The 12,760-nt window shown below is 43.0% G+C and carries 10 protein-coding genes; 6 read left to right on the top strand and 4 right to left on the bottom strand.

Features of this window, described 5'->3' with window-relative positions:
- Positions 1-62: 62 nt before the first annotated feature.
- Together ENI34_09880 and ENI34_09875 are read right to left on the bottom strand one after the other, a co-directional pair.
- A complete protein-coding gene (locus ENI34_09880; protein HEC79427.1) occupies positions 63-1,025 on the bottom strand; it encodes an NAD(P)-dependent oxidoreductase in 963 nt (320 codons plus the stop codon).
- 37 nt (positions 1,026-1,062) lie between these two features.
- Positions 1,063-2,070, bottom strand: coding sequence for a PorV/PorQ family protein (locus ENI34_09875; GenBank protein HEC79426.1), 1,008 nt, complete (start codon positions 2,068-2,070; stop codon positions 1,063-1,065).
- 96 nt (positions 2,071-2,166) lie between these two features.
- Between ENI34_09875 and ENI34_09870 the strand changes: the two genes are divergently transcribed.
- From ENI34_09870 to ftsY, 6 genes are read left to right on the top strand one after another with little or no spacing between them, the layout of a single operon-like run.
- Positions 2,167-2,619, top strand: a complete 453-nt coding sequence (locus ENI34_09870; protein ID HEC79425.1) for a hypothetical protein — start codon at positions 2,167-2,169, stop codon at positions 2,617-2,619.
- Between the two features lie 41 nt (positions 2,620-2,660).
- Positions 2,661-3,512, top strand: a complete 852-nt coding sequence (locus ENI34_09865; protein HEC79424.1) for a hypothetical protein — start codon at positions 2,661-2,663, stop codon at positions 3,510-3,512.
- Complete coding sequence (locus ENI34_09860) at positions 3,513-4,508, top strand: hypothetical protein (protein HEC79423.1); 996 nt, start codon at positions 3,513-3,515, stop codon at positions 4,506-4,508.
- A gap of 58 nt (positions 4,509-4,566) precedes the next feature.
- Positions 4,567-5,511: an HD domain-containing protein gene (locus ENI34_09855; protein ID HEC79422.1), complete on the top strand. Its 945-nt coding sequence runs from the start codon at positions 4,567-4,569 to the stop codon at positions 5,509-5,511.
- Between the two features lie 42 nt (positions 5,512-5,553).
- Complete coding sequence (gene smc / locus ENI34_09850) at positions 5,554-9,015, top strand: chromosome segregation protein SMC (protein HEC79421.1); 3,462 nt, start codon at positions 5,554-5,556, stop codon at positions 9,013-9,015.
- Positions 9,008-9,847 carry a signal recognition particle-docking protein FtsY gene (ftsY, locus tag ENI34_09845; protein ID HEC79420.1) on the top strand — a complete coding sequence of 280 codons (840 nt, stop codon included), beginning with the start codon at positions 9,008-9,010 and terminating at the stop codon, positions 9,845-9,847. Before smc ends, ftsY begins: the two co-directional genes overlap by 8 nt.
- A gap of 152 nt (positions 9,848-9,999) precedes the next feature.
- Here ftsY and ENI34_09840 read toward each other — a convergent pair whose 3' ends face one another.
- Positions 10,000-11,313 (bottom strand): TldD/PmbA family protein, encoded by a 1,314-nt coding sequence (locus ENI34_09840; protein HEC79419.1) that lies wholly within the window; start codon positions 11,311-11,313, stop codon positions 10,000-10,002.
- A gap of 1 nt (position 11,314) precedes the next feature.
- Complete coding sequence (locus tag ENI34_09835; protein HEC79418.1) at positions 11,315-12,679, bottom strand: TldD/PmbA family protein; 1,365 nt, start codon at positions 12,677-12,679, stop codon at positions 11,315-11,317.
- Between the last annotated feature and the right edge of the window lie 81 nt (positions 12,680-12,760).

The raw sequence follows: 12,760 nt of genomic DNA, 5'->3' as shown, positions 1-12,760 counted from the left end.
TTTATCTGAATATTATTATTATCTAATTATAATTACAATTTGTCCTCTGTCAAGAGGAGATTTTACCGCAAAAGACCGTTCTTTTGATACCATTCTATTGTCTCGCGTATGCCGTCTTTGAAAGTATAAGCCGGCGTGAATCCATATTCCCTTACTAATCTTTCATTGGAACAGAGCCAGTATTTTTTTGAGAGCTCTTTTATCTTATCCCGCCAGATGAGCCTTCGGGATGGCGGAAGGAATAGATCATTGAAGAGGCCGCACAAGAAGGCTATGGATTCAGATATATGAATTTTGATGCTTTTCTTTTTAAGCAGGGACGAGATCTGTCCGAATATTTCTTCGTCCGAATAACAATTTCCATCATTCACAAAATAGAGCTTTTTGTCAAAACGACGAACAGAGATGAGTCGGATTATCAATTGCACCAGGTCCTTGATATATATGAAATTCAGGTGTTTTCCACTTTTGCCGATGATCGGGCAGACTCCGCGGTTCAGGATTTTTATATATTTCAAGATTTCAGTGTCATAAGGTCCGTATACTGCAGCGGGTCGCAGGATGATATAATCCAGACCGTTCCTGATGATAATCTCTTCACCTTGTTTTTTTGTTATTCCGTAGAAAGAAGCCGGCTCAGGTGTTGCGGATTCGTCCAACGGCGCTTTACCAGTAGCAGGTCCGCAGGCTGCCTGGCTGCTCAAATAGAGTATTTTTTTTATCCCCTTCTTTTTCATCGCCTGTACGAGATATGCGGTTCCGAGGGTGTTCATTCGGTAGTATTCAATGTAATTCCTGCCTATGGTTCTTGCCGCGCAATGGATGACGAGCTCGGTATTATTCAAAGCGTCATCGATTCCCATATTTTTTTCCAAGTCACCGTAGACTATTTTGATATTTTTAAGATTTAGGAAGGGGGTAATGTTAGATGTCTTTCTCACGAGGATTTTCAGTGCGTGGTCCCCTGCTAATTCAGGGACAAGATTTTTCCCGATGAAGCCGGTTGCACCAGTCAAGAGTATCATCGGTCCGCGGATAATGACAACAACGGATTATTAGGAATTAAAAACGATAAGAAAGGGAGAATTTTCTGTTTGTGGTCTTGAAATCATAGATTGCCTGATCGATTCCGACATCAAGGGAAAAACCAGCGGCTTGGATTCCACCGCCGAAAGTGAATCCTTCCCTTTTACCTTCTTTATCCAGAAAATATCCGCCTCTTAATTTGATGAAGTTGTAATAGTCGATCTCAAGCCCCACGGACTTCCACGCTTCATCAAGTTCATAGGCAAGATTCTCAAAGAAAGAGTTTTCTTCCTGGGCGAACATACCCACAAGGATTTTTATTATATCCGCAGTCAGGGCGATACGGATAATTCTGGAATTTATCGGCTCGAATTTCATTCCTGTCCGTAGTGTGTATGGAAGGGGGTCTGAAGAACCACTTTCTGTGTAACTGATATTTGGTCCGATATTCTGAATGGCACCGCCGATCGAAAGAATCTTGAACGGTTTGTATAATACTCCGAGATCAAAGGCATATGTAACTCCTGTACCTCCCTGGTCGATTCCCAGGCCGGGCATCTTTTCAAATACCCAGCTCGGCACGAGAAAGGAATAGATGAATTTCCACCCCATGCCCATACTCAATTTAGGGTTTAATTTAAATCCGTAATTCAGACCGACGGCGATGTCGAAAGTGATGTACTCCCCAAGATATCTGCCCTGTTCATCGCGGACTTCTGTTTCACCGGTTGTCAAATAGATGATGTCAAATCCGAGTGTGCCGAATTTGAACGGTTTGGTCACGCCTGCAAATTCATAGTACATATCAGGATGCAGACCCGGCAGCCAGTTTGCATGCTGGAGGGTGACCATTGTGTGTTCGATGAATCCGAGACCCGCCTGATTATAATAACATGCAGTGGGATCATCAGCAATCGCAGTGAAGGCACCGCTGAATGATGTTGGTCGGGCACCCGGCCAGATCATAAGGAAGACCGCGCCGGGCCGTTTAGCTCCGGAGAGTAAAGAGCTTATTAAAAAAAGAAAAATCCAAACTCTATGCATCAAAAACCTCCATGGTTTATATTATAACTATTTCAACCCCAGTGTCAATATACTTTGTGAACATCCTTCCTGCCGGGACCACCATTGACATTATCTATGTTTGGTATATACTTTTGTATGCGTGAGAAAGGGAAGGTGGTTGAGGTTGGAGAACAGGTGGTGAAGATAAACATTGAACCCGGCGACGCCTGTAAAAAATGTCCTGCGGCTGAACTATGCCATCCTGCCGGAGACCTTCGAATTGTTGAAGCAAAGAGCAGTTTGAAATTGGATGTCGGTGATGAAGTCGTTATTGAGGTTTCCCCAAGAAGCGGTTTGACGGCGATGTTTCTGCTTTTCGGGATACCGGTTATCATGGCGCTTATCGGGATTTTTATCGGGAACAGTCTTAATGACCTCTATACCGTAATTTTCGGGTTGGTGGGGTTCGGCTTGGGACTTATCTTCGCCAAGATTATAAATAATGCGGCGGCTAAAAAGCAGAAACTCTTACCCCGTGTGGTATGCCGCCTTTCTGGAGAGACGGAAGTAGAGCCAGAAAGCTCTTGACTTTCTATTAATTGTTAATATAATCTTTTGTTGGAGAAGCAATGGCGATATATATCTTGATGCTGAGTGCAACTATAGGATTTGAGTATTTGAGTGTGGATCCGATCGCCCAGCGGGTGGGTATGGGTTATGCACAGGTGGGAGATGGTTACAGTGTTTCCTATAATCCTGCAGGCTTGGCGTATACAGTCGGTTCTTACTACTCAGCTTCTTATCTTCATTACATTGCTGATACACATTTCGGATATGTCGGTTATGAGAAAGATCAGTTCGGTATGGGTATTAAATATTTTAATGGAGGGTCTTTAAAAAAGACTGATGAATTCGGTCAGGAGTATGGAAGTTTCGGGGTTCATTTTTTGGATTTAAACATCGGAAAAGGATTTTTTTATCAGGATTTTGCCCTGGGGATTACAGTAAAAGGTGTTTATGCAAATATCGATACCCTGTATGCTGCGGGAGCAGGTGTGGATCTCGGCGCCCTTTATCTTTTATCAGAATATGAAATTCAACTGGGACTGGCGGTTAAAAACATCGGAGTGGGAATAAGACCTTTTATTGAGGCAAGGGAATTATTCCCTTATGAAGTAGATTTCGGAGCGATGATGTATTCCGACGAAGGTTGGGTCGGAATGGACCTGGTTTTTCATTCACTGATGAATTTAGGTTTAAGGATAGGAGGCGCTTATTCAATATTCGAAAATTTTGAACTCAGGGGTTCTTATAACACTCTTTTATCTTCGTTGAGAACCGGAAACAACGGACTCGATTTTCTGACGGGGTTAAGCTTGGGTTTTGGCTTGAAGTTGAATACAATTTCCGTTGATTACAGCTATTCCCCTTATTTTGATCTGGGGGAATGCCATAGATTGTCTGTAAGTATAGGAGGATAAATGTCAAAGGTCACTTTTGCAATAATTCCTTTAATTTTGATCGTTCTTCTTTCTGTCTTCTTCTTCCTCAGCCCGAATTTCTTAGCCAAAAAGACTGCGGATAGCGGTGCCGCATTGACTGAAATAATGGTTAAGAGATTCATGACTGTGGGTAACCTCATTTCCCATGCTACCTTTGTGGAGGATGCCATTATTATGGAGGAGACCTCAAAGCTCAATGAAATTATCACCCAGTTGCGGCGTGACGAGCCCGAGATTCAATTCATACATTTCACGGACTCCAAGAATAAAGTTATCGCATCGACCGATTCCGCTCTTATCGGAAAGACATACAGTTCTTCACTGCTGAAGTCAGGTAAGAACACCGTAAAAGAAGAGGGGGGTGTTTTCAACGGAGCATTCAATATCACGATCGGCAAAAGCTTAATCGGCGCTCTCTATTTCGGAGCAAAACCCTTGATGCCTGTCGTTAAAGTGACGACTTCCTCCAACCCGATTATTTTAGTCGTCGGTATCATTGTCGGAATTATCACATTCTTTATTATGTTCGCCATGCAGCGGAACCTTGAAGCAAAGATAGTGGAGGATATCAACAAACGGCAGGAAGAGGTCTTTTCTCCGAAGATCGAATCTTTAAGAAAGGAGCAGGAGAAGGCTCAGCAGGAATTTGACGAGTTGAATAATCAGATTGCAGAAGCGCGGAGAACTCTTGAACAGTTGAATGAAGACTACGAGGCGAGGAAGAGAGAGATCGAAGCGAACCCTGTGATGCAGTCGATAGAGAAGTTGAAGGAGAGTGAAGCCGAGTTGCTTAAACGACTTGAAAAATTGAAGGAGGAAGAACAGCAGTTGAATAAAGAAATTTCCCTGATCACGCAGAAAAGAGAAGAAGTACGGAGCGCTTTGGAGGCGGAAAAGAAAGAAGAGCGCACATTACACGAGAAATTGGATTTAATTAAAAAGAAAATTCTCCATCTGGAAACACCGAAAAAATAAAGTAGCACATTGGCTACTTCAATAAAAAAAATACGACCAAGAAGATGATCGGAGTGAAATGAAGAGTCAATATGTGGAGGAGTTGCGGGCCGGTGAGACAGTAAAAGAAAAATTCGTGCTTACCAGAAAGATATTGAAAGAGAAAAAAGGCGGGGGTAATTACGCTGTCCTTGAGTTTACTGATCGGACAGGCAGTATTGAAGGCATCGCCTGGGACAATGTGGTTGAGAGTTTGAATGCGGTGTCAGTGGGCGATTTCGTTTTTATATCCGGCACGGTCGGTGAATACAACGATAGATTGCAGGTGGTTTTGAATTCGATACGGCGCATCCCTGATGAAGAAGCAGACGCCCTTGACTTTATGCCGCGGTGCCCTGATGATGTCGAGAAGATCATCGCTGAAATACAGGCATATAAGACGAGAGTGAATAATGTTTATCTGAAAAAGTTGCTGTCTTTATTCTTCGATGACCCCGTATTCCTGAAGAATTTTAAGCTGGCGCCGGCTGCAAAGAGGGCGCATCATGCTTACCTCGGTGGTCTGGCGGTTCATACCCTCAATATTCTTAAACTCCTGATGCATATTCAGTCTGTATATGATTTTCTTGATATTGATTTGTTGATAACAGCGGGTATACTGCATGATGTCGGAAAGATATCAGAATACGCCTATGCCAAAAAGATCGATATTTCGACAGAAGGGAAATTACTCGGTCACATCATGCTCGGTTATGAGATGATTGTGGAGAAGATCGGGTTGATCGACGGTTTCCCGAAAGAACTGCGGTGGAAACTGCTCCATATGATAATCTCCCATCACGGAGAGTTTGAGTGGGGTTCTCCCCGTGAACCGATGTTTTTGGAAGCACTCGTTCTTCATTTTATTGATAATCTTGATTCCAAAGTGGCGATGATCAGAGAAGAGTTGAAGAAAAATAGGGGTAAGGAAAGAGAATGGAGCGATTATCACCAGTATCTAGAACGGGAACTTTATCTTCGATAAAAAAATCAATCGTATCACGAATGTCCGGATGAAATATAGAAGATGAAAATAAAGAAGATTAAACTGTACGGTTTCAAATCATTCCCAGAAGAGACGGATATCATACTCAATGCCGGCATCACCGCTTTTGTCGGACCCAATGGAAGCGGTAAATCAAATATCTTCGACGCCCTGAGATGGGTTTTCGGTGAACAGAGTATGAAGGCCCTGCGTTGCGAAAAGATCGAAGATCTTATCTATATGTCACCTGATTTAAAGAACGATGCGAACTTCACTGAAGTTTCGGTGACGATAGACAACGAGGATTATTTTCCGCAGTTCGGCGGTGAGTTTGAGATCAAACGCCGTTTTTACAAGACGGGTGAAAGTGAATTTTTTCTGAACAGGGTGAAATGCCGGCTTCTTGATATTCAGGCGTTGTTTTTGAATTCCGGCACCCTTTCCTATTCTTTTCTGGAACTTTCCGAAATAGAAAAAATAATTCATGGTGAGACCAAACAGATGTTTGATGATGTTTCCGGAATCTTGAAATATCAGGAGCGGCGGGAGCAGACCCGTCGAAGGCTTGAAGCCACAGAACAAGATTTATTGCGCCTTGAAGATATAATACATGAAATGCAACGTTCTTTAAGGAGTCTGCGAAGACAGGTTCGGCAGACCAGATTATATCAGGAATTGAGAGAAGAATATAAGAGGTTGACCCTTTTCCTACTGAAAGATGAATATACAAAGGCACAGGAAGAATTACATAAGATAGAAGAAGAGATTCAGGAAAAAGAGAGCCGGAAGCAGACGGTCTCGCAGGAGATCAAAAGGCTGGAGGCGGAGAGAGAAGAACTGAAGAATAAGATGTCTGAGATCGAAGTTAGAAAAAAAGATACGGTTGAGCGGATAGCTGAAGTCGATAAATCGATCGCCGAACTCTCAAGCGCCATTCAGTCCAAGGAAGAGGAAAGCAGACAGATAATTCTTTCCAATGAAAGGACGATAACAGTCATTCGTGAAAAAGAGGAATCGCTCAGGAATGCCCGGGAAAGGCTTGTTGATTACCAGAGCAAAGAAGAGTCCTTTATCGAGCAGATCAACAAGATCAAAACCGAGATCGAAGAGGAGGAACGAGCCGTCGGTGAGAAGAACAATCTCTATTTTTCATTAAAGACCGACCTCAGAAAATATGATGACACCGCGGCGGAGTTGTCGGATAAAATCAGGGAATATAAAGATGCCATTACCAAACTGAAATTTGAGAAGGAGAATAAGGAGGAAATCCTCACGCGCATTAATGAAGAATATCAGAGCAAAAAGGAAGAGATCGAAGGCGGGCAGAGGCGGAAGAAAGAATTGGAGGAAGAGCTGGAGCAAATCATCGTGCAGCAGGAGAGCCTCTCAAAAGAATTGGAAGAGGATAATAAAATACGCCAGGAACATGAAGATAGTATACATACATTGGAAATAGATTTAAAAGAGAGACAGGAGGCGTTGACCGATTGCAAGGTTGTCATCGACACTTTGAGACGTCGACTTAAAGAGAAAGAGGGAATCAGGGAGATCGACGATATCTTCAGCAAGAAACATAGAGGATTGCTCCGCGATAATATAGAGGTGAATCCTGGTTATGAGTTGGTTGTTGATATCTGTCTCGGCGACCTGCTCCATTTTTATATCCTCACCGAATATTCAGAAGAAGATTTCAATCGTTTGCCCGAAGGAAGGTTCGGTTTCATAAACGCCGACACCGGCGAGAAAAAAGAAGCGGCGGAAGAATTAGACAAAGAACTGACATCAGTGGCACAATTCGTGAAATTCAAATCGTCGCACGGGTTTGTCCAGAAATATATAAATAATTATTTTCTGGTTGATGATTTCGCAAAGGCGAATGAGTTGTCGCGGAAACACCCTGACTGTGGTTTTATTACAAAGAACGGTATCCTTTTCAAGAATGGATTGATCATTGTCGAAAAGGGTGAGATCGGATACTTCAAGATAAGTCAGAGTCTTCAGGAGTATGAGAAGAAGCTGGAAGACTTAAAGAATGAAGTAATTTTCATCAACGAAGATAAGAAAAGGCTGCAGGAAGAGATTGAGGCGATCAATGAAAAGATTGAAGAAAAGAAAAACAGACTTTTCGCCGTAAACGTCAAGAAGTCAGAATGTTCTTTGAAATTAAACGAGACAGAGAGGAATGTCGATAAGACAGTCAAATATTATGAAGGTGTCAAGAACGACCGGGATAATATTTTAAAAGAAATCGAGCGGTTGAAATCACAGATAGAAGAGTTTGAGGAAAAGATAAGAACGGCGGAAAGGGAATTTTCTGATATCGAAGAGCAGAAAAAGGGTTTATTGGAGAAGATTAAGACAATGGAGGGAGAACTTGAGGAGAAAGGAACGGTCATCAATAAAAAGCGGATGGATCTGATCGCGATGGAAGAGCGGCGGAAGAGCGTACGGGGAAGTATTGAGCAGTTACAGGCTGAAATCAAAAAAGTGGAGGATGAACTTGATATCCTTAGACAGAACAGAACCGCGGAAAACCTGGAACAGATTCAAACGGAAATCGATGTTTTGAAAAAAGAGTTGATTTTGAAAAAAGAGGAACGGACGAACCTGGAAAAACTTCTGCCGGAGAAGATGATGGAAGAACTTACCCAAAAACTGAATAAAGTTTTCGACAGCCTTGCCGAAAGTCAAAAACTTCATGAAGAACTTCAGAATGAGGTGATGCAGTTCAGATATCAATCTTTCCAGCTGAAGCATAAAAGGGATGAGGCGTTCAAAAAAGCCCTGGATGATTTTAAAGTGGATCTGAATGAGTATCTTCCCGAAGAAGAAATACCGGAAGCCGAAACAAAATTGGCGGAGACCAAAGGGAAATTGGAGAAGCTCGGTGAAGTCAATCCTTTGAGTCTGGAACTCTATGATAAAGAAAAGAAACGGCTTGACGAGTTCCTCGCTCAACGGGATGATGTGATCGCCGCGAAGAAAAATCTGCTGGGTTCGATTGAAGAGCTCGATACCCGGGCGCGGGAGAGGTTTGTCACCACTTTTGAACGGGTGAAGAAAGAGTTCAATTTCGTCTTCGCCAATTTCTTTGAAGGCGGAGCCGCTGATCTGGTTCTGAGCGATCCAGACAATCCTTTGACTTCCAAGGTTGATATTGTGGTACGGATGAAAGGGAAACGTTTGAAGACGATCAATCAACTTTCGGGCGGTGAACGGACGCTTCTGGCGATCAGTCTGCTGCTTGCCTTTTATCTTGTAAAACCGGCTCCTTTCTGTATTCTTGATGAAATCGACGCCCCTCTTGACGACGCAAACGTCGTCAGATTCAATAAGTTCCTGCGCGACCTTTCCCAGAGAACCCAGGTGGTTATCATCACCCATAATCGTGCGACCATGGAATATGCTGATTATCTCTATGGTCTGACCATGGAAAAGCCGGGACAGAGCAAGATTATTTCCGCAAAACTCGCTGATTTGGAAAAATGGGATCTGGATGCTTAACAGACTGAAGCAGGCGTTACAGAAAGCCGCTGTTTTATTTTCACGCAGTCAGAATACAACGATCGAACAGATTGAAGAGAACCTGTTGAGGGCGGATGTCGGGGTTAAATACACGGAATTAATAATCGAACAGATAAAGAAGAAACGCGGTGATTTATTCGAAATTTTGAAAGAAGAGCTTTTTACCCTTCTCAATCTGCCCGCACCTGTCATGGATACCGAGAAACCACAGATCATCATGATCAGCGGAGTGAACGGTTCAGGCAAGACGACCACTGTGGCAAAACTTGCTTACCTTTACAGTAAAAACGGTAAGGTGATACTCGCGTGCGGCGATACCTACCGTGACGCCGCAAGCGAGCAGCTCAATGTGTGGGCGAAAAGGGCTGATGTTGAGATTGTCGCTTCTCAGAAAGGACAGGATGCAGCTTCGGTTGTCTATGACACCATTTCAAAGGCGTATGCAAGAGCAATGGACACCGTCCTGGTTGATACGGCGGGAAGACTCCATACACGGACTGATTTAATGGCTGAGTTGAAGAAGATAAAACGTGTCATAGAGAAATTAAAACCCGGTGGTCCGGATTTAAATCTCCTTACGATCGACGCCAATTTGGGACAGAACAGTATTCAGCAGGCACGCATCTTCGCCGACGAAATCGGGATCAATGGTTTGATCCTGACGAAATTCGACGGTACGGCCAAAGGGGGAGCAATCATTCCGATATGTAATGAATTGAAACTTCCGGTCCTTTATTTAGGAGTCGGGGAGGGGATAGAGGATATCGTTGAGTTTGAACCCCGTAAATTCATTGAAGCCCTGTTTTCATAGATGATCCAAAAGGTTTAGGATAATCCACATTCTTTCCCGCTTCCATGATATAACAGTTAGTTTCAAACTTATCTAAAACCAACTGCTTAATGGTCATGGTAAGATTATCGTAAAGACATTACTCCTGCCGATGATTATCGAAGCCAGATTTACTATCTGTTTTTAATCACAACACTGACGTCGTCGATGAGAACGGCTGGAAACATCCCTCCGATTGTAAAATGAACTTCATTTTCGAGTTCAACGACATTCTGCAGTATTTGATAGATGTTGCCCGCGACCATGGCATCCTTTACATAGCCGGCTATTTCACCGTTCTCCACATAAATTCCTGGAGATAGCCCTATGGAGAAGTCACCGTTGAGGATATTCCCGCTGTGTGCTCCCAGGGCGCCCGCTATTATAATGCCTTTATCGATCGATTTCAGAAGTTCGGAAAAAGATTTGGCACCCGGTTGGATATAAAGGTGTTGTAAAGATGGCGTCGGTTTTAATGCAATCTTTTCACTGGACCACTGGGCGTTCTTGAACCCATGGCCGGTCGGTTTGACATTCATCTTGTTTGCATAATCCAGATCAAAGTAGTAATTTTTTAAAATTCCGTTTTCAACAAGCGGGAAGAAAATACAGGATGTCCCTTCGTCGTCAAAAGGTCTTGCTTCCAGAAATTTTTCATTTAAAGGATCGTTGACGATGGTTATTTTTTCATTGAATATCTTTTCATTGATCTTTCCGATCAACGGTGATTCCTGTTGGTACACGGCTTCGCCGCTTGTCGCACTCTGGAACCTCCACATCAACACATATACTGTTTCAGGCATAAAGAGAACCTTCATCCTTCCACTCTCCGGTTTTATTTCTTTCACCGAGCGGTTATAAAGAGATGAGAGAAAGTCCAGATAGTCGTCAGGAGCTTTTTCAAAATTTTTGAAAGACAAAATACGATGGATTGCTGCATAGCTGTTCGGATATAAGATAGTGCCATAAATAAGATAATTTGAGGTTTTCAAAGAAAGATCGGTTCCTTTATTATTTATGAGTTTCAATGTTTTAACGGAGAACGCCGCCCTGAGATTAACCTGCCCTTTTGTTTTTGAAGAAAGGATATCTGCTATTCGATTACATTCTTCCACAACCACAGAAGAGGTGACTTTTTCAATTGCGGGATTATACGTATCGAGCAAAGACTGCTTTGTGTTGAGAGGAAACTCAAAGGATGCCTTTACATTCGCCTTCAGGGTCGTCAGAGCGTTTCGGATCAAACCTTCGCGGTCGTTCAGATTCCTGGTGTAGGCGAATCCGAGTCTATTGTCTTTTATAATTCTCAGACTGAACCCGGATTGGAGAGAAGTTTCGATATTTTTCAATCTTGCATTCTCAAATTGAATAAGATTGATGTTTTCTTCCAGGAAATAGACTTCCGCCTGTTCGACTTTCTGCTTCGCCGTTTCCAGGAGTTTTTCCATGCTATACACCTCCTATAATTACATTCTGTATAAGAATATGGGGCGCTCCATGACAGGAACGTATATTTATTTGACCTTTTCCACAACCGCCGGTTTCACTCAATTTCAGGTCATCCGCTATTTTTTTGATGTTCTTCAATGTTGTATATAGATTACCGGAAATATTAATGTCGCGCACCATTTTGTTCAACTTTCCGTTTTTCACTATAAATCCATATTGGGCACCGAATGTGAAATTTTCACCGCTTGTTTGGCCTCCCCGGCTGTCGAGAATATATAAACCGTTTCCTAATTCATCCAGAAGTTCTTCGAACTTTACATCACCTGGTTGAATAAAGATTGTTCCCATTCTTATGATCGGGGGATAACGGTAATCTTCCGCCACACAATGGCCGTTCAGGGGTTCGTCAAATGCGGCGGCGGTCCGCCTTGAGTGGAGTCTGCCGACGAGGACGCCGTTCTTCATTAATTGAGTCGGCTTCGCCCTGACCCCTTCGTCATCATAGCGATAGAAGCCCAGTTGTTCCGGTATCGTCGGGTCGTCGATAATATTCAGGGCGTCATTTCCCAGCCTCGCACCGAGTTTCATCTTTTTTCTCATAGAAGGGTTGTCTTCAATGAGATCTGCTTCAGAGAAATGGCCGAATGCTTCATGGGTGAAGACACCCGCGAGATTCTGATTGAGGATTACATCGTATTCTCCGGCTTTAACCGGTTCGGCATCCAACAGCTGGAGGACGAGGGAACTTCTTTTTTCAAATTCTTCTTCTCTGTTTCGTAATACCGCAAAACCATTACTGCCGCCGACCCCCACTCTTACGGATTGAATAAGAGATCCGTCTTTTCCGATGATTAATCCATTTATTTTTGTGGTAATCAATTCTTCTTTAATCTCATTTCCCTCGGTGTTGACAAAATACTTTTCTCTTGTGACCTCTAAATAGGATATATTGGTCGTTAAAATCTTTTCCTGTTGAAGGGCTATGTTGTTATACTTTCGGACAAGCGCCAGTTTTTCGTCGAGCGGAATCTGTCGGGGATCTTCTTTGAGTTCGGGCGTAAAAGTTTCCTTTACTGTTTCGCCCCTTGCAAATCTCACGGGCCGTGCGAGATTTCCGGCGATCAGACTGCTGTTTTCACAAGCGGTCTTTATCGCTTTTTCAATATCGATCTCTTTGGTGACGGAAACGGATGACAGACCGCCGTCTTTCAAGATTCTAAGAACATAGCCGTCCGTCGAGTTGGAACTGACCTGCACGAGTTCTTTACCTTTAAAAACGATCTTCACTTCGTTTTTGATTTCATAGCGGATATCAGCGTAATCAACCGCTGTGCGGCTGAGAATGGTTTTCAATTTATCAAACATCTGAACTCCTTGTTTATTATATTCCAAAAGAACTGGCTGTCAATCTTACTTTACTCATGGAAGTTTAGAACCACACCTGAT

The organism is candidate division WOR-3 bacterium (assembly GCA_011052815.1).
In the GTDB taxonomy this organism is placed as follows: Bacteria; Hydrothermota; Tepidihabitantia; order SM23-42; family SM23-42; genus DRIG01.
The sequence above is the reverse complement of the archived record's forward strand: the minus strand, read 5'-3'. Positions and strand labels throughout refer to the sequence as shown.